The sequence below is a fragment of the Alphaproteobacteria bacterium genome (assembly GCA_040905865.1).
In the GTDB taxonomy this organism is placed as follows: domain Bacteria; phylum Pseudomonadota; class Alphaproteobacteria; order UBA8366.
In genome coordinates this window covers 16,558-40,842 of the sequence record JBBDQU010000008.1, presented here as the reverse complement: position 1 = coordinate 40,842, position 24,285 = coordinate 16,558, and the positions used below count along the sequence as shown (strand labels likewise).

Annotated in this window: 23 protein-coding genes; 9 read left to right on the top strand and 14 right to left on the bottom strand. The window is 62.0% G+C overall.

Features of this window, described 5'->3' with window-relative positions; genetic code table 11:
- Position 1: 1 nt before the first annotated feature.
- The 6 genes from WD767_02490 to WD767_02465 form a co-directional block, all read right to left on the bottom strand.
- On the bottom strand, positions 2-1,426 hold the full coding sequence (locus WD767_02490) for a YhjD/YihY/BrkB family envelope integrity protein (protein ID MEX2614941.1): 1,425 nt from the start codon (positions 1,424-1,426) through the stop codon (positions 2-4).
- Positions 1,427-1,552: 126 nt separating this feature from the next.
- A complete protein-coding gene (locus WD767_02485; protein MEX2614940.1) occupies positions 1,553-2,764 on the bottom strand; it encodes a CoA transferase in 1,212 nt (403 codons plus the stop codon).
- 24 nt (positions 2,765-2,788) lie between these two features.
- Positions 2,789-4,045: an acyl-CoA dehydrogenase family protein gene (locus WD767_02480; GenBank protein ID MEX2614939.1), complete on the bottom strand. Its 1,257-nt coding sequence runs from the start codon at positions 4,043-4,045 to the stop codon at positions 2,789-2,791.
- A 10-nt stretch (positions 4,046-4,055) separates the two neighbouring features.
- A complete protein-coding gene (locus tag WD767_02475; GenBank protein MEX2614938.1) occupies positions 4,056-5,186 on the bottom strand; it encodes an acyl-CoA dehydrogenase family protein in 1,131 nt (376 codons plus the stop codon).
- An 8-nt stretch (positions 5,187-5,194) separates the two neighbouring features.
- Complete coding sequence (locus tag WD767_02470) at positions 5,195-5,728, bottom strand: hypothetical protein (protein ID MEX2614937.1); 534 nt, start codon at positions 5,726-5,728, stop codon at positions 5,195-5,197.
- Positions 5,729-5,804: 76 nt separating this feature from the next.
- Positions 5,805-6,707, bottom strand: a complete 903-nt coding sequence (locus WD767_02465; protein ID MEX2614936.1) for an ABC transporter substrate-binding protein — start codon at positions 6,705-6,707, stop codon at positions 5,805-5,807.
- Between the two features lie 161 nt (positions 6,708-6,868).
- Between WD767_02465 and WD767_02460 the strand changes: the two genes are divergently transcribed.
- Together WD767_02460 and WD767_02455 are read left to right on the top strand one after the other, a co-directional pair.
- Entirely contained in the window at positions 6,869-7,315 is a 447-nt protein-coding gene (locus tag WD767_02460) for a TerB family tellurite resistance protein (GenBank protein MEX2614935.1), read from the top strand.
- 33 nt (positions 7,316-7,348) lie between these two features.
- Complete coding sequence (locus WD767_02455) at positions 7,349-8,218, top strand: TauD/TfdA family dioxygenase (protein MEX2614934.1); 870 nt, start codon at positions 7,349-7,351, stop codon at positions 8,216-8,218.
- Positions 8,219-8,221: 3 nt separating this feature from the next.
- Here the strand turns inward: WD767_02455 and WD767_02450 are convergent, their stop codons facing one another.
- On the bottom strand, positions 8,222-9,124 hold the full coding sequence (locus WD767_02450) for an ABC transporter substrate-binding protein (GenBank protein ID MEX2614933.1): 903 nt from the start codon (positions 9,122-9,124) through the stop codon (positions 8,222-8,224).
- A 352-nt stretch (positions 9,125-9,476) separates the two neighbouring features.
- Here WD767_02450 and WD767_02445 point away from each other — a divergent pair, with 352 nt between their 5' ends.
- Entirely contained in the window at positions 9,477-10,979 is a 1,503-nt protein-coding gene (locus tag WD767_02445) for a tripartite tricarboxylate transporter permease (protein MEX2614932.1), read from the top strand.
- Between the two features lie 52 nt (positions 10,980-11,031).
- Here the strand turns inward: WD767_02445 and WD767_02440 are convergent, their stop codons facing one another.
- Positions 11,032-11,289 (bottom strand): hypothetical protein, encoded by a 258-nt coding sequence (locus WD767_02440; GenBank protein ID MEX2614931.1) that lies wholly within the window; start codon positions 11,287-11,289, stop codon positions 11,032-11,034.
- 104 nt (positions 11,290-11,393) lie between these two features.
- On the opposite strand from WD767_02440, the gene WD767_02435 reads away from it, so the two are divergent.
- The 5 genes from WD767_02435 to WD767_02415 all read left to right on the top strand — a co-directional run bounded on the left by WD767_02435 (position 11,394) and on the right by WD767_02415 (position 15,618).
- The gene (locus tag WD767_02435; protein MEX2614930.1) at positions 11,394-12,539 is read left to right on the top strand and encodes an amidohydrolase family protein; all 1,146 of its coding nucleotides are present in this window, start codon (positions 11,394-11,396) and stop codon (positions 12,537-12,539) included.
- Between the two features lie 5 nt (positions 12,540-12,544).
- Positions 12,545-13,069: a nuclear transport factor 2 family protein gene (locus tag WD767_02430; protein MEX2614929.1), complete on the top strand. Its 525-nt coding sequence runs from the start codon at positions 12,545-12,547 to the stop codon at positions 13,067-13,069.
- Positions 13,070-13,166: 97 nt separating this feature from the next.
- A complete protein-coding gene (locus WD767_02425; GenBank protein ID MEX2614928.1) occupies positions 13,167-13,688 on the top strand; it encodes a hypothetical protein in 522 nt (173 codons plus the stop codon).
- Positions 13,689-13,878: 190 nt separating this feature from the next.
- Entirely contained in the window at positions 13,879-14,667 is a 789-nt protein-coding gene (locus tag WD767_02420) for a class II aldolase/adducin family protein (protein ID MEX2614927.1), read from the top strand.
- A gap of 81 nt (positions 14,668-14,748) precedes the next feature.
- The gene (locus WD767_02415; protein ID MEX2614926.1) at positions 14,749-15,618 is read left to right on the top strand and encodes an alpha/beta hydrolase; all 870 of its coding nucleotides are present in this window, start codon (positions 14,749-14,751) and stop codon (positions 15,616-15,618) included.
- A gap of 64 nt (positions 15,619-15,682) precedes the next feature.
- Here WD767_02415 and WD767_02410 read toward each other — a convergent pair whose 3' ends face one another.
- Positions 15,683-16,435: a sulfite exporter TauE/SafE family protein gene (locus WD767_02410; protein ID MEX2614925.1), complete on the bottom strand. Its 753-nt coding sequence runs from the start codon at positions 16,433-16,435 to the stop codon at positions 15,683-15,685.
- 169 nt (positions 16,436-16,604) lie between these two features.
- Between WD767_02410 and WD767_02405 the strand changes: the two genes are divergently transcribed.
- On the top strand, positions 16,605-17,342 hold the full coding sequence (locus tag WD767_02405) for an SDR family oxidoreductase (protein ID MEX2614924.1): 738 nt from the start codon (positions 16,605-16,607) through the stop codon (positions 17,340-17,342).
- Between the two features lie 23 nt (positions 17,343-17,365).
- Here WD767_02405 and WD767_02400 read toward each other — a convergent pair whose 3' ends face one another.
- From WD767_02400 to WD767_02380, 5 genes are all read right to left on the bottom strand, one after another.
- Positions 17,366-17,908, bottom strand: a complete 543-nt coding sequence (locus WD767_02400; protein ID MEX2614923.1) for a UGSC family (seleno)protein — start codon at positions 17,906-17,908, stop codon at positions 17,366-17,368.
- 79 nt (positions 17,909-17,987) lie between these two features.
- A complete protein-coding gene (locus WD767_02395) occupies positions 17,988-20,003 on the bottom strand; it encodes a tripartite tricarboxylate transporter permease (protein ID MEX2614922.1) in 2,016 nt (671 codons plus the stop codon).
- 97 nt (positions 20,004-20,100) lie between these two features.
- Positions 20,101-21,162 carry a tricarboxylate transporter gene (locus tag WD767_02390; protein MEX2614921.1) on the bottom strand — a complete coding sequence of 354 codons (1,062 nt, stop codon included), beginning with the start codon at positions 21,160-21,162 and terminating at the stop codon, positions 20,101-20,103.
- Positions 21,163-21,532: 370 nt separating this feature from the next.
- Positions 21,533-22,978 carry a thioredoxin family protein gene (locus tag WD767_02385; GenBank protein ID MEX2614920.1) on the bottom strand — a complete coding sequence of 482 codons (1,446 nt, stop codon included), beginning with the start codon at positions 22,976-22,978 and terminating at the stop codon, positions 21,533-21,535.
- A gap of 65 nt (positions 22,979-23,043) precedes the next feature.
- On the bottom strand, positions 23,044-24,240 hold the full coding sequence (locus WD767_02380) for a class I SAM-dependent methyltransferase (GenBank protein ID MEX2614919.1): 1,197 nt from the start codon (positions 24,238-24,240) through the stop codon (positions 23,044-23,046).
- Positions 24,241-24,285 lie beyond the last annotated feature (45 nt).

Here is a 24,285-nt window from a genome sequence, read left to right as displayed (position 1 = left end):
GTCAGCCGCCGGCTGCACGCCTTGTGTCGGGCGTCAGGTCATGCAGGGTGCCGTCGTCAAGTATCATGTCACGAAGCGTTCGGCCGCGCAGCGTCCGCATCACCGCCTCTTTCACGTCCTCGCCAACATGCGCCACTGCCGGATCCGGGGGCAACCGTTCCATGGACAGCACCCGCTCCTCTCCGGCGTTGCGGACGACGTCGAGGATTTCGATCACCGTTATTTTCTCCAGCGGACGGGCCGGCATGTAGCGGGATGGAACCTCGCCCGTATGCAACACCAGCCCCCCGGTTTCCAACGCTTCTATGGCGCGTTCCGCCACCTCGCCGGGAACTTTCAGGCGGCTGGTCAGTTGCTCCAGAGTCCAGGGCCGCTCGCCCGCATGGAAGCGCCGGCCGATCATAGCCATCGTCATGAGGCCGACATGCTCCTTTACGCGGTTGGACAGGGATAGCGGCTTGTGCGCCCCGGCGGTGGCGCTCGGGTTCTGGTGATAGAAGGCGATGCAGGCGCCCGTCAGCAGGACGAGCCAACCGATATAAAGCCAGATCAGGAACAGGATCAGCGTTGCGAAGGTGGAGTAAATCGCATCGTAATTGGTCGAACCGACAACAAAGGAAGCAAACCCCCAGCCGACAATATTCCACAAGGCGCCCGCAACCAGCGCGCCGACAAAGGCGGAGCGAAGGCGCACGCCGGTATTGGGCATGAACATGTAGATAAAGGTGAAAGCCGCCACAACCATCAGGTACGGAACGGCCATGGCCGCGACTTCCAGCAGCCAGCCGAAGGGCTGAAATTTCATCAGCGACTGGACGACGGCGTTATTGGCAACGGTCGCCGAGATACCGACGGAGGCGAACACCAATGCCGGGCCAACCAACACGACGCTGAGGTAATCGCGAACACGCTGGGCGAAGGAGCGCTCCCGCGTCACCCGCCATATATAATTTACCGCGCGCTCGATCTTCTGCATCAGCGACACGACGGTGTAGAACAGCAGTCCGAAGCCGATAAAGCCAAGTACGCCGACCTTTACATTTTCCACGAAGGAGATGATCTGGCGGGTAATCTGGCCACCCTGATCGCCAAGAGGCGCGGTCAGATTGTTCAGGACGGGTTCGATCTGGTTATGTACGCCAAATCCCTTGAGGACCGAAAAGCTGATCGCCAGCAACGGCACCAGCGACAACAGCGTCGTGTAGACGAGGCTCATCGCCCGCAAGGTGAGTTGACCTTCCATCAGGTCTCGTGCAGTGGCGAATCCAATGCGGAAGCTGCGCAGCAGAACAGCCTTCCAGAACGGCAGCGACTCCTCGCGGTAGCGCCAGACCATACTGCCAATCGCATCCTTCGCCTCGCTCATGCTGGGCACGGTACGCCCTGCGAAACGAAACCCCTGATCCTGTTGCTTTTCGTCGTCCACGAATACGGTCCGTCAGCTGCGACCTTTTGCGCCATCTTCACGGTTTCCATCGGATAGCACAACAAAATGAACGCGAGGTCGGGCGGCCGGTTCCTGATCGCCCCTCCCGGTAGGCGGAACGGGCGCCTATTCGGGCGGGCGGCCCGCGGCGCCTTTGTCCTGCAACGCCGCGATTTCTTCCGCCGTGAACCCGGCTTCCGCAAGCACGGCCTCGGTGCTCTGGCCAAGTCTTTCGGGATGGCGGTAATAGCCGCCCGGCGTCCTGGAAAAGCTCACCGGCACCTTGATATGGCGCAGCTTCCCCTCGGTCGGGTGATCGACCACGGGGAACATGCCGACCGCGCTCAGATGCGGGCAATCGAACAGATCTTCCGGCGTGTTCATCGGCATCACGGGAATATCCGCCGCTTCCAGCAGGGTCAGCCATTCCCTGGACGTTCGTGTCGGCATGACCTCGGCGACGATTCCGTACAGCGCGTCGATATTCGCCGACCGCGCCGCCTGGCTGGAAAACCGTTCGTCCCCGATCAGATCGCCACGACCCACCACTTCGAAGAATTTCTTCCAGTGACGGTCGTTATAGGGCAACACGCAGACATGCCCGTCCGCCGTCGGATAGGGGCGCCGGTGCGGAGTCAGCATGCGCTGGTAGCCGGCGGGGCCGACCGGGGGTTCGTACATGCGGCCCTGCATGTGCTCGTTCATCACGAAGGCGGCGAAAGATTCGTACATCGGCACATGCACCCGCTGCCCCTCGCCCGTGCGTTCGCGGTGGAACAGCGCCATCGTGATCGCATAGGTCAGGAACATGCCGGTCGTCTTGTCCGCCAGGACCGTCGGGCCATAGCGCGGCGTGCCGGTCACGGCGCCGAACAGCGCCGCCAGACCGGAGGCCCCCTGGATCAGGTCGTCATAGGCGGGCTTGTCGACAAAGGGACCGTCCTCGCCATACCCCGTGGCTGCCGCGTAAACGATATCCGGCTTCCATTTGACGATGCTGTCATAGTCGATTCCGAGGCGGACCGTCGCCTTCGGGCGGATATTGTGCACGAAGACATCGGCGGTCTCGACCAGGCGCTTCAGCGCGTCCCGCGCTTCCGGCATCTTCAGGTCCAGCACGACGCTGCGCTTGTTGCGGCCCTTCATCATATAGGCCGCCGACATGCCCGGGCTCTTTCCAACGCCTGTCATGCGCCCGATATCGCCGCCCGGCGATTCGATCTTGATGACGTCGGCGCCCATTTCCCCCAGGATCTGGGTCGAAAACGGACCAAGCATGACGGTGGTAAGGTCAAGGACCCGGATACCGTCCAGCGGGCCGCGCGGTCTGTCAGTCACTTAAGCAATCCCCCGGTTTTCCGGTCAGCCGACCGTGTTGCGGGGCACGTCGCGAAACGGCCCCTTTGTATCGGAACGCGGTTCCTTCGGCATTTTCAGGACGCGTTCGGAAATGATGTTCTTCTGGATTTCATCGGTCCCGCCGGCGATGGAGACCGCCGGAACGGAAACCAGCACCTCGGCGATAACGCCGTCCAGCGCGCCGTCCGGACCGGCCAGCATCGCATCCGCGCCGGCGATCAAGGTATGCACCCGCGCCGCCATGCGCGCGACATTGCTGGCCGCCAGTTTGCCGAGCGATCCCTCCGGTCCCTGCGGCCCGCCGCGATCCTGCATCGCGCGGGCGCGGCGCGCCGTCCATTCCGCCGCCCTGGACAGCGTCAGCAGCTTCGCGATTTCCTGCCGGACCGCCGGGTCGTCGAACGCACCCGTCGCCTTCGCCCGCTCAATGACCAGGTCGACCCGCCCGGCGCGCTGCGGGTACCATTTATAGGGTTCCAGCTGGATCGCGATTTCGGCGGCTTCTTCCTCATACACCCGGCCCGGCCGGTTGGAAGCCTTCGCGTAGCGGCGCAGCGAATCCGCCCCGCGCCGTTCATGCATCAGCGTCGTGGTCGCAACCGCCCAGCCATTACCGGTTTCAGACAGGATGAATTCCGGCGCGATCTCCGCATCGGTGAAGAACACCTGGTTGAACGAGGCATGCCCGTTCATCTGGCGCAGCGGCTGGACATCGACGCCCGGCTGTTCGATATCGATGATGAAGAAGCTGAGGCCCTGATGCTTCGGCGCATCCCAGTCGGTGCGCGCCAGCAGCAGCCCGTACTGCGCGTGATGCGCGCTGGTCGTCCAGACCTTCTGGCCGTTGACGATCCACTTGTTGCCCCTGAAATCCGCCCGCGTCGTCGCGCCGGCAAGATCCGATCCGCACCCCGGTTCACTGAACAACTGGCACCAGGTATCCTCGCCGGTCAGGATCCGGCGCAGGAATTTTTCCTTGTGCATATCGGTGCCGTGGACAAGGATCGTCGCCGCGGCGAGATTGCGAATGCCGGTCCTGGCCACACCGACGGCGCCGATGCGATCCATTTCCGCCTCGACCACGCGGCCCAGCGGATCCGACAATCCCCGGCCATGCCACGCCACGGGCCATGTCGGCGCGCCCCAGCCGGAATCGACCAGCCGGTTACGCCATTCGACAAGGCTGAGGTCCGGGTCCCAGTTGGCTTCCAGCCAGTTACGCGATTCCTGCCGGACGGAGCCTTCGGTCGGTTCGCTCATTCCTCGCCCCCTACCCGTTCCAGCGCTGCATCATCAGTTCGCGGTGATATGCCGGCGTGCCGAGGAATACTTCGGAACTTTTCGCGCGCTTGAACCATAAATGGGTATCGTTGTCCCAGGTGAATCCGATACCGCCATGCATCTGCACCGCCTCTATCGCTGTCCGGGTATAGGCATCCGCCGCGCAGGCCTTGGCCAGCGAGGCAACCGCCGGCAGGTCATCCGCATCGTCATCCGCCGCCTGCGCCGCGTAATAGGCCGCCGATTTCGCCAGTTCGACATCGAGCAGCAATTCGGCGGATTTGTGCTTGATCGCCTGAAAGGATGCGATCGGGCGCCCGAACTGCATGCGCATCTGCACATATTCCAGCGCTGATTCACGCAGATGCTCGGCCCCACCCACCATTTCGCTGGCAAGGCACACCGCCGCCTGATCCAGTGTCTTCGCAAGGGGCGCTGCCGCCGCGCCTTCCTTGCCCAGCAGTCCTGCCGGTACCCCGCTGAATTCAAGCCGTGCAAGTTTGCGGGTGGCATCGGCCGACCGGAGCAGGCGCCGGTTCAATCCCGGCGCTTCGGCGTCGACAGTAAACAGGGACAAACCCGCATCCCCAACGGTCCCGGCGCGACGGGCCGCAACCACGATCAGTCCCGCCGTATGGCCGTCCAGCACAAAGCTCTTGACGCCATCCAGCGTGTACCCGCTCCCGGTCCGGGTTGCCGTCATGGCGATACCGGCACTGTCCCAGCGACCGCTTTCCTCGGCGAGGGCGAGCGTCGCCACGACTTCTCCGGCGGCAAGAGGCGGCAGCAATTCCCGCTTCTGTTCTTCGGTTCCCGCATTCAGGATGGCGTTCGACGCCAGCACCGCGGATGCGAAATACGGCGCGCACAACAGCGCGCGCCCCATTTCCTCCAGTGCTATGCCAAGTTCGACGAAGCCGAAACCCTGCCCGCCATAGGTTTCCGGAATTTGGACTGCCGGCAGCCCGAGATCCGTGCAAAGCTGCCGCCAGACCGCCGGGTCATAACCATCCTCGGTTTCCATCAATCGCCGGACTTCCACCGCGGGCGATTTGGCGTCGAGAAAGCGGCGCAGGTAACGCCGGAATTCCTCCTGCTCCTCGGTAAAGGTGAACTGCATCGCGCTCCTCAGGCAGGATAACGCGTCAGATGCAGCGGGCGGAAGGTCCGAACCGACCAACCCGCCGTATCGCCGGGCGCATCGGGTTCGCCGGACTGTCCGATCCTTATCCCGCGTTCAACGATGGTCGCATCCAGCCCGACCACGTTCAGCGAGGCATATCCCTCAGGCAGCGGCAGCGCGTTATCGGACAGCCGGTCGATCACAATCATCCAGCCATTCAGCCCGACTTCCATGTTCTCGATATCGCCCTGCACGAGGTTCCGGTCCCAGTTCGTCATCTTTTCGCGGAATTCCGGCGCCACCGAGGTACGACCGGCCTTCGACGTATAGCTGTCCGCAGTCATCGTACCCGGTTCCCGGACCTTGTAGACCGCCAGGAAGGGCGAGCGTGCCTCATGGATACATTCGAATCGCTGCGCCGACATGAACCCGTCAATCGTCAGCAGCATGGAAATATGCTTCCAGTAAAAATCGTCGAATTTCCGGCGATCCTCGGTCGGCGGATAGTGCATTTCCACCATGTAGAACGTGCTTGTCATTTACCTTTTCCCTCAATTCGTTCCGCTCGGAAGTGGACTATACCCCTTCCCGCCGCCGGAACAATCCGGCCCGCCGCTATTCCCCCGCGGTTTCCGCCTGCGCGACATGCAGCCAGGTTCGGTCGATATAATCTTCGGCCGACCGGCCCCGGCGGTTTGGCAGCGCCCGGATCTGGGCGCTGATATCGATCAGCGCCTGCACGCCGGCGCTGCTGACGTCGCCATCCGGCGGAAAGATTTCCGCCGCGGTATATTCCTCCCATGCCGTGATCGCGTATTTTTCCGCGATTCCGGTTTCTTCCCCGGCAATTTTAACCATCGTCTCACGATCCGCGAAAAACCGACGGTGCGCACGCACGAAGGCGCGCATGAAGCGCGCCATCAGGTCAGCGTTCTCCTCCGCCCACCGGCTGTTGACATGCAGGGCGGTAAACTGAAATTCATCGCGCGGTTCCGCCAGGGTGGGGTAACCCTGGTCGACGGCGATATAATTCAGCGGCGCGCCCTGCAGCCCGGCATCGATTTCACCGGACTGCAGTTTTTCCCAGCGCGCGAGGATCGGTCCGACCTCTTCGATCGCATAATCTTTCGGGTATTCCAGCCCGTGCGCCGCCAGCAATTTCATGACCAGCGAAGAACTGCCGGCCTTGCGCGATGACACGCCGATGGTCCTGCCCCGCAAATCCTCGAAACAGTGGACATCCTTTCCGGCGATGAACGAGAACGGCAACTTGTTTACGTTGCCGCCGACGATAATCGTTTGCCCGCCGGCCTCCCGGTCGAGAATCACATGCTCCGTCACCCCGAATGCCAGATCCACACGCCCGTCCTCAAGCCGCCGCGTCACCTCGTCTATGGGTTCATGCAGTTCGACTTCGACGTCGAGCCCTTCTTCCGCGAACAGCCCGCAATGGCATGCCACCCAGAGCGGCATGTTGAAATAATTTCGCGACACCGCCGCAAACCTGATCCGGTCCATTCTATTTCCTATGCGCACATACTAATTGCATTCCAGATCATGGCGCGTTCGTGCCCGGCCGAGATATACAAAACCGTGCCGCGCCATGCCAGCGGTTGCGGCGCAATGTCCCATGTATCGCGGCTTTTGTCAGCGTATGCGGATTTTGCTATATTGTCCGCATGAACGTTATCGAGAAATTGCGGCACGATACGGCGCGCTACTGGGACAAATCGTTCCTGAAAGCGGCAATGGCCGTCTGTGCTCTGGCCTCAAACGCCGACGACGACGTCAGCCTGAGCGAGCGCTACCGCATCGACGCCGTCCTTGGCGCCGTCGAACGTTTGCAGGTGCACGACCCGCACCAGGCGATAGGCATCATGAACGAATTTCTCGAACATCTTCGCGACGATCCCGATGGCTGGGACGATGTCCTGCGCGGCAGGATTTCCCGTTATGCCGACGATTACAAGGCCGCACGGACATTGCTGCGCATTGCGTATCTGATCATTTCCGCCGATGGTACGATTTCGGCTGGCGAAAAACACGAATTCGACAGTATCTGCGCCAGTCTCTCGGTCGAAAAAGACCGGATATGGGGTGAATTCGACGCCGCCACCGCAGCGTAAGCGTCAGAAGAACAAGAAAAGGAAACACCTGCAATGAACCTCGACATATCACCGCTGCCGCAGCCGCTCGGCGCTGAGGTCAATGAGTTGGACCTCGGCAGTATCGACGATGCCGTTGCCGCCGCCTTACAGCAGGCGCTGTCACGGTACCTGGTGCTGCTGTTCCGGAACCAGTCAATCACCGATGAACAACTCGTCGCCGCCAGCGGAAAATTCGGCACGCTGGATGTCCCGGCGCCCAACCCCTTCGGCGAACCGTTCCACAAGCGGCATCCTGAAATCAACGTGATTTCCAATATCGTCCGGGACGGCAAGCCGGCCGGCAATCTCGGCGCCGGCGAAGCGGTCTGGCATGCGGATATGACCTATCAGGACAACCCGCCGCGGGCCGCCATCCTGTACGCGCTGCAGGTTCCCGATACGGGCGGCAACACCTATTTCGCGGATATGTACCGGGCTTACGAGGCCCTGCCCGACGATCTGAAGACCGAAATCGAAGGCAAGGCGGCGATCCACGATTCCTCCCATAACAGCGCCGGCATGCGCCGCAAGGGCTATGCGGAAATAACCGATGTCCGCCAGACGCCCGGCGCGCACCATCCGCTGGTCCGCACCGATCCCGCCAGCGGGCGCAAGGCCCTGTTCCTCGGCCGCCGGCCGCGCAGCTATATCCCGGGTCTGTCGGTCGCGGAAAGCGACAGGCTGCTCGACCGGCTCTGGGCGCATATAGACAATCCGGAATTCTACATGTGCCATGAATGGCGGGTCGGCGATGCGCTGATGTGGAGCAACCTGGAAGTCCTGCACCGGCGTGATTCCTTCGACGCCGATGCGCAGCGCCGCATGCACCGGACGCAGATCCGGCGCTTTCATTCGGATCGGGATGAATTCGCTGCGGCCTGACCGCTACCCGCGCAATTCCGACGCGATACTATCCAGGAAGCTGGTATCGATCAGATCGTCCGGCGTAAGACGTGCGGCATCCGGACGTTTTTTCGCGGTCTCGTCGATTGCGATCCGGATGTTTTCCGCTGCCGGATAAGGCAGTCGCTCGAAGGTTTCCGCGAAATACCCGTGGATTCCGGAAACGACTTCCGCTTCGTCGATATTCAGATGGCGGTGCAGAAACGGGATCGCCGTACCGGGATCGGACTTGAAGCGCTCGATAGCCTGAACATAGGTCCGCACGATGCCCAGGGTCAGCGCCGGGTTCCGGGCGACGATGCGACGGGTGGATATCAGCGCCGTGCCCGGCAGGCCCGTGGCCGCGCCGATATCCGCCAGCGCGTTCATCCCGTGATGCACCACGCCGTGAAAACGGTAGTCGGCGGCCAGGATGGCGCCCTGCACCTCGCCCGCCGCAACGGCGGCAAAGATGGCGGGATAGGTACCCAGCGCCACCAGTTCGACGGCATCGGCAACGCCGTATTTTGACAGCACCGTATTGGCGGCAAAGGCCGTCTGGCCCGTATTGGACAGGCAGCCGATCCTGCCCCCCGCCAGCATCGCCAGATCCGTCACATCCCGACGCCCCATCAGAAAATTCGAATTGACCGCCGTGGTCGCCAGCAGCACCACAGGATCCTCCCCGTCGGCAATGCGCGGAATCAGCGGCGTTACTCCGATTTCCAGGTAATCCCACGTCCCGTCGCTCAACCCCGCCATGCCTTTTTCCGCTGCGGTCTCAAACCCCTTCAACTGAAACGCGATCCCGTTCGCGGCGAACAGCCCGACCTCCGCCGCGAACATGCCGAGGCATTCCGCTGTCGCCCGCAGCGCCACTGCAAAATTAACGTTTGTCGCCGTCATGATTCCCCATCCGCACCGATCCGAAACTATATTACCAGCCGTCAAGTGCGGTCCATGCGGCGAATGCGCCCAGACGGCGAAGACGGCGTTCAGAAGCCGGTATTCGGAGGCTGTCGCGAACTTCCGGTGAACGCATAATTAACTGGCAAACATGACAAAATCCGTATTGCGGGAACCCCAGCAGTGTGCGTATCGTTTCAATCACCTGCTGAAACGGACGAATTGTCTGCGGCCAATCGCGGCAATTGCGCAACCAGAAAATCAGGCCTAATGCCGGTTGAAATCCGTCTGGGCGAGGCCCCGGCGCAGGCTGAACCGGTGCGTTTTTGGGTATTCGTTCAAGGAACCGATTTTGGAACACCTCCCTGCCGCCTTCGGGCTCGTTTTCGACCCCTACGTATTGTTCGTCATCTTTACAGCCGCCATTTTCGGTCTTTTCGTCGGCGCCATTCCCGGCCTGACGGCGACAATGGCCACGGCCCTTCTGATCCCGATAACCTTTTTCATGGACCCCGTTCCGGCAATCGGTGCGGTCATCAGTTGCAGCGCCATGGCGGTTTTCGCCGGCGACATTCCGGCGGCACTGCTGCGCATGCCGGGGACCCCCTCCTCGGCCGCGTATACCGACGAAGCCTACGCCATGACCCGGACGGGCAGGGGCGAACTCGCGCTCGGTATTGCCGTCGTCTGTTCCGCGATCGGCGGGTTGATGGGCAGCGTTGCGCTTGCCTTATCCGCCCCGGTCCTGGCGGAACTCGCCCTGAACTTCACGTCGCTGGAATATTTCTGGCTGGCCTGCCTCGGCCTCACCTGTTCGGCCCTGATCACCACGGGAAACCCGGTGAAAGGCGTTATCTCGCTGCTGATCGGTCTGATGGTCGCCACGACAGGCGAGGATATCATGAGCGGGTATCCCCGCTTCTCCTTCGGCAATCCCGAACTCGCCGCCGGCATCGACCTGATTCCGGCAATGATCGGCATGTTCGCCGTCTCCGAACTGATCCGGAACGCCGCAACAATGAAAAGTTATATCCGGCCGGAACTCGGCAAGGTCGGCTCGATTTTCCGGAACCTGCTGCCGACCTTGATCAGGTACAAGGTCAACATGGTTCGCGGATGGGTGGTCGGCGTGCTGGTCGGGGCATTGCCGGGCGCCGGTGGCGGCATGGCGGCATGGATATGCATGGCGCTGGCCAAGAAATTTTCCAGGGAACCCGAAAAATTCGGCACCGGCCATCCCGAAGGCATGGTCGAGGCCACCTCGGCCAACAATGCGTCCCTGGGCGGCGCCTGGGTGCCGGCCCTGGTATTCGGCATTCCCGGCGATGCCATCACCGCCATCGTCATCGGCGTGCTGTTCATGAAGGGCCTGTCGCCGGGGCCGACCATCTTCATGCATGCCGGGGATCTGCTATACGCATTATTCGTCATTTTCTTCATTTCGAATATCGCGATGGTCTTCATCGGCTGGGCGGCGATCCGGATATCGCGTCATGTCATAACCGTGCCGCGCGAGATCCTGGTGCCGGTCATCCTGTTGTTCTGCATTGTCGGGTCATTCGCCATCAATTCGTCGATGCTGGGTGTTTCGGTGATGCTGGTACTGGGTCTCGTCGCCTATTTCATGGAGGAGAACGAGATTCCCGTTGCCCCGGCAATCCTTGGCATCGTGCTGGGCCGGATGGTGGAGGAAAATTTCTTCAACTCACTGGCCAAGGGCCGTGGCGATCCAACCGTTTTCTTCGACCGCCCGATTTCGGCGGTACTCGGCGCCATCACCCTGACGATCTGGTTGCTGCCGCTCATTTTGCGGTTTGTAAAATCGATGCAGACGCGCCGCGCGCAGGCGGGGTGAGGCTGCGTAATTTGCGGTGCGATTCAGACGCCGGGAGGACAATGTCCTTCTGTTACGGCGACCTGCCCCAGTTTTTCCGCACGAACAGGAAGTCGCCGCCTTCATGTCCCGCCAGCCTGATATCGGAATATTCCGGTGTCTGGTTGGCGTTGAGGACGACCGTGCGCCGGATCTGTCGTCCGGTGGTTTTGTATCGGAAGCAGGTGAGCAGTTCGTCGAGGTCGTCGCACAGGCAGGCGACGGCCCTGGGGCAGGCCTTTTCAGCAATCCAACGAGTACCCCCTCTCACACTGCTGACACAAAATCTCATACACCACCCCGCAAGGGCGCCCATTGCCGCTCACGTCGCCATATGCCTACAATCTCTGCCGAACGCCGATACGTTTCCACACCATCTTTGGGAGGATGAGGATTATGGAGTACAAGCGCGTTTCCGCCGATTGCCATATCGATCTTTGCTGGATGCCGCCCGACCTTTTCGTGACCGAGGCGCGGCCGTCTATGAAGGACCGCATGCCCTATGTCACCGATGGGCCGGACGGGCCCTACTGGACCTGCCGGAACGGCACGTCCTTCGGGCTGAAGAACGGGCTGGGCCCGGCGGGCGTGAAGTACGTTCCGGGCACCCATGCACGCGCCGACCTGATGGCCGCGACGAACCTGTATGAAGACGGCAAGAAGGATATCCGCCGCGTATCCGACCCGCATCTGCGGGTGAAGGACATGGAAATCGACGGCGTCGATGCCGAAGTGCTGTATGGCATCCTGGGAGCCGCCAGCAAGCTGGCCGACCATGAAGCGGCAAACGAGATGTACCGTATCTATAACGACTGGCTGTCGGATTTCTGCACGCATTACCCGGACCGGCATATCGGCCTCGCCTGCCTGCCCTACGGCGATATCGACGCGGCGGTGCAGGAAATCTACCGGGTCAGGAACGACCTGAACCTGCGCGGGGTCGAACTGTCCTGCTCCTGGGACATGGAGCCTATGTACCATCCCTGCTGGGAGCCCCTGTGGCAGGCGATGGACGATGTCGACATGCCGCTGCATTTCCACACCTTCCCGGCGCTGGACCCGGCGAAGCGCGTAGGGCTGGACAAGCAGAGTGCGCGCGCTGCAACCTTCACCGTCGTGTCCGGCTTCCAGATGAATCTGGTCAACATCATCGCCGCGATCATCGGCAAGGGGGTGCTGGAACGCTACCCGAAGCTGCGCATCGCCCTGGGCGAAAGCGGTATCGGCTGGCTGCCCTATGCGCTGGACCGGATGGATTTCGAATGGGAGGACCGCTTCCACGACCTCGGCCTGAAGATGAAGCCGAGCGACTACTGGCGCCGCCAGTGCAAGGCGACCTTCCAGTTCGATACGATCGGCACCAGGCTGGTCGACGATATCGGTGTCGAATCGCTGATGTGGGGGTCCGACTATCCGCATGGCGACGGGGTATGGCCGGATTCGGACAAGTACATCGCCGAACAATTCGGCCACCTGCCGGCCGATGTGGTGCAGAAAATCACTTGCGATAACGCGGTCGATTTCTATCGTCTGAAAACCTGACGTACATGAATCTGGAACAACGCATCGGCGCGCTGGAAGCGCGGATCGAGATCGACCGGCTGATTACCCGCTATGCCCGCGCGGTGGACGAGGATATCGACGCGGAACTGAACGCGATCTATGCCGAAGACGCCGTGTCGGAAATCATCCCCTGGTCGGTCAAACCCGCGGTCGGGCGCGCCAGGATCGTCGCAACCTTCCGCGACTACATGTCGAAATTCGCCAACCGCAAGCGCTTGATCGTCAACCGGGTGATCGACGTGACCGGCGACGACGCGGCGACCGGATGGGCCAATTGGTTCGTGATGCAGGCGGGCAATGGCGAATCCTATGTTGGATGGGGCAGTTACGACTGGGCGTTCCGCCGCAACGCGGGCGTCTGGGAAATCGCGAAGATGGTGATCACGGTCGACTGCATGACCACCAAGGATAAGGGTTGGGCCGATATACAGGCGCTGGTCGCAGCCTACCCGAGCAATTCTCGGGAAACGAAAAACGGCGGCCCGCAAGGACCACCGTATTCCGGATAAGACTATTCGGGGACATGGCCCGGAATACTTCGATCAGGCCACCTTACGCGAGCTCGTGCGGCCGCGGCTGGTTGTCTTCGGCTTCAGGGCGGCGGCTTTGCGCGTCACCGGCTTGTTCGCAACCGTCTTTTTCGGCGCTGCCATGCCGGCGACCGGCTTGTTCACCGCCGTCGCCTTTGACGCAATCTTCTTCGGTGTCGCCTTGCGGGCGACCGGCTTCTTCGCGACGGATTTCTTTGTTACCGTCTTGCTGGCGGGCGTGGCGTTCTTCGCAGCGGCCTTTTTAGGCGCGGATTTCATCACGGCAGGTTTCCCGGCAACAGCCTTTTTCTCAACGGGCTTCTTCGCCGCAGCCTTCTTCGGCGCAACCTTTGCCGCCGCGGCCTTCGCCGTTACCTTTTTTGCAGCCGGCTTCTTCACGGTCCTCGTACTGGCGGCAGCCTTCTTCGGTATGGCCTTTTTCACCGCCGGTTTCCGGGCAGCTGGTTTCCTGGCACCGGTGGATTTTTTCGCGGTCATGGTCGTCGTCGTGGTCGCCATTGGTTCTCTCGCTTTCTCGATAAAGTGGTCAAAAACGTTCCGGTCGCGCCGGCGGCTTCAATACTGGCGGTACTTGTAACGGAACAACGTTAATGAAAGGTAATTAACAAGCGTCGCAAATACCGACTGAAAAATGACAAATACCCGGCCTCGAATTCTTTAGTAATGGTGAAACGACCTTACCTGTGCCTGCCGTCCCGTCGATTGCCAAGCACCGCTGCGGCATACTAGGATTTGGGGCCGTCACCACTGCCCGGAAGGAATGGGTCATGAATGAATTGCTCGCCAGGACCGATTATTACGATTTACCGGCGCAGGATGCTGAGCAGGAACTGCGCGTACAACTGGCAGCAGCCTACCGCCTGGTCGACCATTTCGGCTGGACCGAACTGATATACGGCCACCTGACCGCGCGCGTGCCGGGACCGGAGCCGCATTTCCTGATCAACCCCTACGGGCTGAACTATGACGAGATCACGGCGTCGAACCTGGTCAAGATCGACTGCGACGGCAATATCGTCGAACCCAGCGACTACCCCATCAACCACGCCGGATTCGTCATCCATTCCGCCGTGCACATGGCCAATTCGACCGAGCACAAATGCGTCATGCATACCCATACCCGCGCCGGCATGGCCGTGGCGGCGCTGAAGGGCGGGCTGCTTCCGGTGTCCATGTTTGCGACGATCTTCCATAACAAGCTGTCCTATCACGATTACGAAGGGCCGAGCCTTGATACGGATGAACGCGAAAGCCTGCTGTCCCATCTGGGCGAGAACAAGGCCATGATCCTGCGCAACCACGGCCTGCTGACCACGGGCCGCACCGTGCCGGACGCCTTCCTGCGCCTGTACCGGCTGGAACGGGCCTGCCAGATCCAGCTTGATGCGGCAGCGGCCGGCGAAATGATCGTGCTGTCCGACAACGAGGCGCAATCCTCAGGCGCCGGTATCGACGGCTTCATGGAAAACAACAATGAAGGCGCCGGCATCGGAGCGATGGAATTCGCGGCGCTGATGCGCAAGCTGGACAAGATAGACCCGTCCTACCGCCACTAGCGGAACCCGGGTCAGGCGGCGCCGTTCGGGAGGGACGGCGCCGCTTTCATTTTCAGAATGGATCATACAGGAGCGACGCGGATGCCGGAATCGGTTTGGCTGCATTACGACCAGCAAGCGCTGGACGACCAGTACAACCAGCGCATCCTGGTGCCCAACGCCAATGAATACATGGCGCGCCACGGTGTGCTGAGCGCGCAGGTCCGGGCCGAACTGGAATGCCGGCTGGATGTGCCCTACGGCCCAAGCGACGACGAAAAGGTCGATATCTTTCCCGCCGCGCAAAAAGGCGCGCCGCTGGTCGTCTATTTCCATGGCGGCGCGTGGACGCGCTGGCACAAGGACAATAACAGTTTCCAGGCGCCGCATTTCGTCAACGCCGGCGCCACCTTTGTTCCGGTGAATTTCGCCCTCGTCCCGCAGGTCTCGCTGGACGAACTGGTGCGCCAGTGCAAGGCGTCGGTCGTCTGGGCCTATCATCACGCGGCGGAATTCGGCGCCGACCCGGATCGGCTCTACGTTGCGGGACATTCCTCCGGCGCGCATGTGGTCGGCCTGATTGCCGTTACCGACTGGGCGAAGGATTACGGCCTGCCCGCCGGCGTCATCAGGGGCGCCTATGCGGCCAGCGGCATGTATGATCTGAAGCCGGTGCGGCTGTGTTCACGCCAGGAATACCTGAACCTGGACGCCGCGGCCGAATGCCGGCTCAGCGCCATGCGGCATATTCCCGACCGCATGCCGCCGATGGTGATCGCCTATGGCGAGGGCGAACAGAAGGAATTCCGCCGTCAGTCGAAGGATTGGGCGAAGGAACTGCGCCGGCTCGGTCATCCGGTCGCCGCCGAACTCGACCTGCCCGGGCTGCATCACTTCGAGGTCGCCGAACAGTTCGCCAACCCGGACGGCCCGCTGCTGCAGGCGATCTTCCGGGATATGGGCCTGAGGTGATTTAAAAGTGCGATGCGGAAAACAGGCGGTTTGCGGTCAGATGCAATGAAATATCGCAATCGCCTCAGCCGTTGTTCACCAGCCAGGAAATGCCGTCATAGAAGACCAGTTTCGTCGCCATGATCAGCAGCAGCGCCTGGAATACCTTGCGGAACATTTCCTCGCTGAACCGCCCCAGGACAACCTTGCCGAGCGAGGTGCCGATCAGCACCGCCGGCGTCATGATCAGCAGCGCCGGGCCGTACTCGAAAATACTGAACCCGACATAGGTGAAGCCGACGACCTTGAGGAAATTCGACAGAAAACCGAAGACGGACATGGTGCCCACCACCGATTCCTTGGGCAATCCGCGCTTCACAATCAGCGCCCCCACCACCGGCCCGAAGATTCCGACGACAATATTCATCGCGCCGGCGATAAAGCCGATCGGGACGAAGGTCCAGAGCGGCAGCAACTCCGTCCGCATCGGGCGCACATAACGCCCTGCAAGCGTGGCGTAGATGAACATCCCGATCGATATCTGCACGAGCACAGCGGGCATGCCCCGGAACAGCCAGACGCCAAACGCGATTCCGAACGGCATCAGGATCGAGAACCGGATGATGATCGGCCAGTCCATATGCTTTCGGAACAGCCAGAACCGCCAGACATTGGCGGCGAACTGTACCGAGCCATGAAACGGAATCGCCGCCGATGGCGGCATGAACTGCAGCAGTACCGCCAGCAGGATCGCCCCACCGCCCGCCCCGGCAACGGACGTGATCATGGAGGTGAAGAACGACGTTACCGTCAGGATGGCGATCTGGTCCGCGTCCATTATTGCCTTTTTTGATTATTGAAACGACGCCGCGCGCGGGAGGATGGCATATGAATACGGTAAAACGCGCTATATGCAACAGGGTGTATTCTGTAAATAACGTCATACGGCATAGCCGGACCCGCCCGATCTGCAACCGGTGATACCGTCCATTCAGGAGTTGGAGATTATGAAACAGATTACCGTGATCACTGGCGCCAGCCGGGGCATCGGCGCGGCGACTGCGCGGCTTTGCGCGGCAGCGGGACACGACATATGCGTCGCCTATAAATCGGCGAAGAATGAAGCTCTGGCCGTGGTCGCGGATATCGAGGCGGCGGGCCGGCGCGGCATCGCCGTACAGGTCGATACCGCCGTCGAAAGCGACGTTATCCGGCTTTTCAGGACGGTCGACGCCGAACTTGGCACGCTGACCGGGCTGGTAAACAATGCCGGTATTTACGGGCCGCGCGGCAGGCTCGATGCCCTGACGCAAGCGGATGTCATGCAGGTCCTTGCGGTGAACGTCGCCGGGCTGTTCACCTGTTCGCGCGAGGCGGTGCTACGGATGTCCACCGCGCATGGCGGCGCGGGCGGCGCAATTGTCAACGTCTCGTCCGGCTCGGCAAACAAGGGGAATCCAAATGTCGGCATCCAGTATGCGGCGTCGAAAGGCGCGGTAAACAGCCTCGGCATCGGGTTGTCGCAGGAGGTGATCGGCGAGGGTATCCGGGTCAACACCGTCGCGCCCGGACTGACCGAAACCGACATGCCGCCCGCCGACCGGCTGGTGCGGGACGGACCGAAGATTCCTATCGGGCGCGTCGCGCAGCCGGAAGAAATTGCCGAAGCGATCGTGTGGCTGCTGTCGCCCAAGGCGTCCTATGTCGCGGGCGCGAATATCCGGGTCGGCGGCGGCATGCCGTAACGTCACGGCGCTGCCGCTCCTGCTCAGTCGGCGGCCTGCGCCACCTGCCGCGTTAGCGCCGTCAGGATCTGGTCCAGGTATTTATCCGCCATCGCCTGCAGTTCCGCATCGGTGCGGTCCTGGATCGGGTGCGGCACCCAGATGTAGTCCGGATCGGTGCCGAGCAGCCCCGCCTGCGTGGCGGCGGCCTGGATGAACTGCTCCGTTGCGACGGCGACCGAGGGAATGCCGCGGGCTTCGATGTTGGCAAGGTCATGCGTACAGCACGACGTACAGGCGCCTCAGTCCACCAGCCCTTCGACCATCACGTCGCATTCCGCGGCGATGGCCTGCTGGATTTCCAGCGCGGCGGGCCGCGCCACGGTGGCTTTCCTGTAGCGCTTCACATTCATGCCGTGCTCGACCAGCCGCTTCGCCAACCGGTCGAGAAAGACATCGCCGCGGACCTTGGAAATATCCAGCACACCGACGGTCAGCCCGTCCAGCGATGCGGGCCTCGGCAGGCGGGGCCGCCCGGCAGCCTGCTGCTCCGACGTCGGGTCGTACAGCGTCCTCGTCTGGTTCATCCTGTCACCTCTTAACCTCGTTACGCTGCCAACCATACCACACGTGGCGAGCCCATGACATCAATGCCGGCGTTCCGGATCATACGAATGGCCAGGGCAGTTCGACGAAGTTCTGCAGGAGCCCCGGCGGGAAGTCGCGGTTCAGCGTTCCCGCCAACGCGATCATGAACACGATGCCACTTGCCGAATAAATCAGGGTCCACGCCCATGTTAGCCCTGCCCGGACCCGCATGAAGGTGACGAGGAAGATTGCAAGCGCCAGGATGAAGCCCAGCAGGGAGGACAGCACCAGCAGCGCGGCAAACCACGCCAGGTTGCTCCAGAGGCCATGTGTTGCGTCCGTGGCTTCCCGGCCGGCCTCGCGGTCGGCGAAGATGCCATCCGTCTCGGGCGCCCGCATCATGCGGATGAGCAGCACCAGACAGCAGACAAGCGATACCGACGAGATCAGAACAGGGAATATCTTGTCGGTGGTCAGGTCGATCAGCATGGCGTCAACCCAGGCGACAGCGAGGTATGCGGTGATCGCCAGAAGGAAGATCAACGGCGCCCGCTTCCTGCCGGTGGGGACATCGCCTTCCGGCAGAATCTGCTTGGCCTGCCGGATGGCCACGATTATTGAAACAACGGTGAGCGCCAGAATGATCAGCACGATGGGCGAGGCGATATACTCGAACCCGGCCTCGAACGCGATGCGGAATTTCGCCTGCGCAACCTGGTTCGCCATGCTGCTGAAATTCTCGGCCTGGTGCGAGAGCACGAAGCCGATCAGGAAGGCCGGCCGCGACCAGTCGAACCGGCGCAGGAAGATACCCAGCAGGCCGACCGAAAAGAGCGCGACCAGATCACCCAGCGACTGGCGTGACTGGAACGCCGCGAAGGCGATCATCATCAGCAGGAACGGCGCGAGCAACGTGAACCGGATGGTGGTCAGCCGCGCGATCGGGGTCGACAGCGCGATACAGAGCCCCGCGCCCAGTACATTCGCGAACGCCAGAGACCAGACGATGGTATAGGTGATGTCCAGGTCATTGGTGATCATCTGCGGCCCGACATCGATCCCCAGCAGCGCCAGCCCGCCCAGGAATACAGCCATGGAGCCGCTGCCGGGTATGCCGAAGATCAGGGTGGGCACCAGGCCGCCGCCTTCCTTGGCGTTATTGGATGATTCCGGGCCGATCACGCCCCGTACGTCCCCCTGACCGAATCGCGACTTGTCCCGGCTGGACTGTATGGTATGGCCATAGGCAATCCAGTCCACGACGGAACCGCCGAGCCCGGGGATGACGCCGACGATGACGCCGATAACCGAACACCGGATCGACAGGAAAATGTTCCGCAACCAGTCACGAACCCCTGTCAACCAGCCAGCGCCCAGGCCGCCCGATCTGGAGATCGTCCTGTCATGCCGGAGCAGCGCAACGATTTCGGGGATGGCGAAAATACCCAGGCCCACGATGACCAGCGACAAACCGTCGATCAGATAGGGAACGTCGTAAGTCGCCATGCGCAGGTTGCCGCCGGCGGCGGCCTCGCCGATGGTGCCGACCATCAGGCCAAGCCCCGCCGAGGCGATGCCCTTGACGGGGATCCGGCCGGCCAGGATCGCGACCATCGAAAGCCCCAGAATGGTGATCATCAGCATCTCGGGCAGGCCGAACGCCAGAACAAGGGGCCGCGCAATCAGGATAAAGAAGGTCAGGACACAGGCCCCGAACAGCCCGCCAAAAAGGGAGGATGCAAAGGCAGCGGAAAGGGCGCGCGCCGCTTCCCCTTTCCGAGCCATAGGAAACCCGTCGAGGACCGTTGCCTGGCTCGCCGATGAACCGGGAATACCCAGTAACACGCTTGCGAAGGTGTCCGAGGTGGGGACGACCGCGACAAGGCCTACCATCAGCGCCAGCCCCGACACCGGCTCCATTCCGAACATGAAGGGTAGCACGAGCGACAGCCCGGCGATTCCGCCCAGTCCCGGGAATACCCCGACAGACAGGCCGAGCAGCACGCCGGCAGCCAGGAACATCAGCTGTTCGGGCTGCATTATCAGCGCCAAGGCGCTCCCCAGTGCAGGAAGGGCGGTTGCCAACATATCCATGGGGGGTCGACCTTGGGATATCGCCTGGAAGACGGAAAAAAGCCGAATGAGTTACCCCCGGGCGCCGTGACACCCGGGGGCAAAGCCTCGGCTCAGACTATTGCAGCTTCACGCCGAACCGGTCGTGCAGCCACTGTTTGACATAGACCTTCGCGCTCGGCGGCACATTTGTCGCCAGTTTCTGCGCCGTTTCCGCCGCCGTCCCGGTCATCTGGGGATAATCCCCCAGTGTCACTTCCGACAGTTCCTTGAAATCGGGACGCGCCAGGACGGCCTTGAACGCCTTGTCGTAGGTCGCGATGGCGTCCTTGGGTGCGCCTTTTGGCAGGAACACCATCTTCTGTGCCGGGAAGCCAGCAATGAAGAAGGCTTTCCATGCATCCCAGGCTTCGCCAGACGTCTTGCAGCCAGCGGTCGCTTCACAGACTTCCTTGAACGTCGGAAGGTCCGGGAAGGTCGGATCGCGAACGATATTACCGTTATCATCCAGGGTGCCCCAGCTCATCATCGGGACCGCCTTGCCGGCTTCGACCAGCGGGACCACGCTCTTCAGGTAACCGGCGGAGGTCTGGTAGTCGATATTCGCCTCGCCACGCTCGAACATCAGGCGCCCGTCGCCCCGGCTCTTGATGCCGAAGACAGGCTCGACCTTCATCCCGAGCATTTCCCAGGCGAGGTGCGGCACGAGGTCAAGCTGCGTGGGGCCCTGCGCGCCCCAGATGAAATTTATGTCCTTCAAGTCATCCGCGTCGCCGTCGAATTTCCTGGCGATATCGGGCGGCAGGAAGACCACGCCGCCGGTGCCGGAGGCCAGGACCACATGCCAGTCGTTGTATTCATACTTCGCCCGGGGATCGTCCAGAAGATAGGGAAACTGTGTTGAACCCGACGTGCCGAATACCAGCGTGCCATCCTTGTATTTCTGTGTCTGAAACCAGTTCGCGCCCTTGGTCGACCCGGCGCCGGGCATGTATTTTACCACGACGGTCGGTTTGCCCGGCAGCGCTTCGCTCAGCAGCGGCGCATAGAAATTAGCCCATTTCGCCGAACCGCCCGCTTCGGAAAAGGGTATGGCGAAGGTAACGGTTTCCCCTTCAAGGTTTAATTCGGCGCCGACAGCAACCGTCGCGCTCCCGAAGCTGAACATGCCGAATGACATGACCGCCAGACCGGCAGCCGCCTGGGATATCGTCTTCTTGACCTTTTTCATTCTTTCACTCCCATAGAATTCGTTCGTCAGCATTTCACTCCTTTCGCACCCGCGGCATGGCCGCTTCAGAGGTGTGAAAAAGCGAATGCCGATCCGCCGACCTCATGTGTCGTTGAAGTTCAAACCGCCCGGATAACCCGGATAACATAGTCGCAGGATTACGGGGTGCGGGCCAACACCGCTCTGCTCCGAACCCTGCATCAGGCACGATAGTGGAACAATCGCCTGCTATCCAGACCAAAGATTGCAGCAAGTCCATCAACCGGCTTGCCTGAAGGGATGGAACCGGGAATTGCGGCAATTTTCCTGCCGCGGCACCTCAATGCCGCACCACTTTCGTCACCGGATTGCTCGCGACCGGGCTGCGCGGCGAGAAGCCGCCGATGATGCCCGAGAACTTGCCCGCGCCGCCGCCGGCGCGGACGATCATCAGGCAGCCTTCGCCGAATTTCGGCACCATTTTGCCTTCCCATTCCGGCCCGGCACCCGTGGCGACGCCGCCCGCACCCACCTTCACGTCATCATAGGGCAGGGTCAGCCGGTCCATCAGTTCCCGGCGCACCCGGTCCTTGTCCCAGCCGCCGTTCATGAAAGTAATTTCATGTTCCGGGCAGACCACGACCATGCAGTCGGGCGCGGGAAACTTGTTCACGTTGTCGGATACGCGCAGGCTCGCGGCGAAGCTGGCAGCCAGCTCCTCGGGCGTGCGCGCCCGTTCATCCACCACGCCCTGCAGCCCGTAACCGGCGAACAGGGTCACGGCACTGGTGCCCGCTTCCAGCCCCTGGTCAACCGTCAACGGCGTCCAGGCGGACCCTTCCTCGTCCTCGGCAAAGCAATAGGTGTGCTTGCCCGGATTGCCCAGCGCCGCGCGGTCCACCCCGCCCGGCTTGCCGCCGCCGACATTGCGGATCACCAGTTGCAGGGCGCGCCCGATGGTCGAATTCGCGCGGTTGCCCTGGCCCAGCGCATTGCCCTTTGCGTTCATGCCGATGCGTTTCGCGATGGGCCCGTTGACCACCACGACCGGTCCGACATAGCGCGTTGTGGCAATCACCCCGTGCAGCCCGAACAGCGGGTCCAGCGCCGCCTCCACCGCCGCCAGCACGACCGGCAGGTATTCCGGCTTGCAGCCGGCCATGACCGCGTTGATCGCCACTTTTTCCACCGTACAGGGGGCCAGCAGCGGCGGCATATCGCCCAGCACCTCACCCGGGTCGCGCGACGTGCCCGTCAGCATGTTCATCACCCGCGCCGCAGTCGGCGGCACGACGGGCAGCCCGTCGCTCCAGTCCCGGTCGAAGCACGCCTCGATATCGTCTTCCTGTTCACCGATGGCGATCTCGCGCGCGGTGATCCCGGTTTCACCGTGGCGGATTTTCAATTCGGTCAGTTGGGCGGGATCGACATTCAGCGCACCGCAGCCAGGGCGCAGCGGCGGCAGGTCCGCGCCGATGCCGGCCAGCCCGGTCAGCGCCGCCCATTCGCCCTGGTCCCAGCCATAGGTGCGCGACACCTCCGCACCATCGCGCATACGGATCAGCGTCGGCACGATCTCGATACCCAGCCGGTGCGATACATCCAGTGACCGATCGTCCGCCACCCCGTCGATTCCTTCGGGGAAGGTCGGGTCGTCCTGCGTGTAGATTTTCAGTCCGCCGTCACCGGCAAGCCGCGCCAGCACCGGCACCACCAGTTCGCAAGTCGGACAGTCCCGCTTCACGACCGCGATATAGCCATCCGATAAAATGGAATCGTCAATCATGTAATTACTCCCGTAATCTTTTATTCCGATACGGTACCGGGCGACTCGTACGGCTGCACGGGAAATCAGCGGCGGGCAAATCCTGTCACCGCGAAAACCGGATCGGATTCATTCGTCTGTCCGGCGTAGGGATCGTCCAACGGCCGTGGAAGGCCCCGGAAGGAGGCCGTTTCCAGTTTGTCGAACCGGCCCGTTGCCTCGAAATAGCTGACCACCAGCCCGATCTGTTCGAAGGGACTCAGTTCTGTCCACAGCCGCGTTACCTTTGGCGGAAACCAGCGGTTCGAAAAGGTGATGGCGAAGGGCGCGCCGGGACGAAGCACGCGCCCCACCTCCCCGATGACCCGGACCGGATCGGTCAGGTAGTCTATGGATACCGTACAGATGGCCGCATCGAAGCGTGCATCGGCAAACGGCAGAGTCGGTTCCGTATTGAGGTCGGCAACGACGGAATCCGTCAACCGCGCATTGGCCGCCAGTTCGGCCGCGTTCATGCCGAGACCGGTTAGTGAGCCAAAGCGCTGTTCCGGGTGCAGGTTGGAATGGGCGCTGCTCATCAGGTCGAGGACATCGCCTTCCGACGGGATATACCCGGCGTAATAATCGCCGACGGTCTGCTGCGCCCGGCTGTCGATATGAGCGGTGATACGGGGCATGTCGTAGAATTTACGATCCGCCGCGTCGTCGGACCGTGCATAGGCGCCGTCATGGATGAACGCCGTCGCCCTGCCGCGCCAGCAGGCCTGCATCCCCGGCCCCGTCGCAAGCCAGCGGCCCCAGTCGGTGGGCGGCCGGTCCACCGATGAGCCGTCGGTCCGGCAAATGACGGTCGCCGTCAATTGCAGGTCGTGACCCGTCAGCGGATGACGGGAATCGAGCCTCATCATGCCGCCTTCCGTCCCCAGGTAGCGGACCGGAATCGTTTGGCGCGCTTGACGTTCTTCCGGCAGGGCGAAAACAGTGCTGGGGTAGAACCGTCCGGCAAACGGCTTACCCGCCGATCCCAGGGCATGCGGATTGCGCAGGGCCTCCGCCGGCAGATCGAACACCGCCCCCACCGCGCAGCCGGTCAGCGCCGCTGCCGATACCGGCTGTACGACAGATTCCCCTATCGCCAAATCCGCCAATTGCGCCGCCAGAGCACCTGGCAGCGCATCGCGGACCGGATCGACTCCACCGGCGAACAGGCAGTCGCGATGGCGGACCGTCCCCCGTGGCGTCCCGCTTTCCCATTCGAGAGCCAGTGACACATCCAGCAGCATTCCCCTACCACCCTCAGCGAAACGACATTTTTAAACACGCGACAT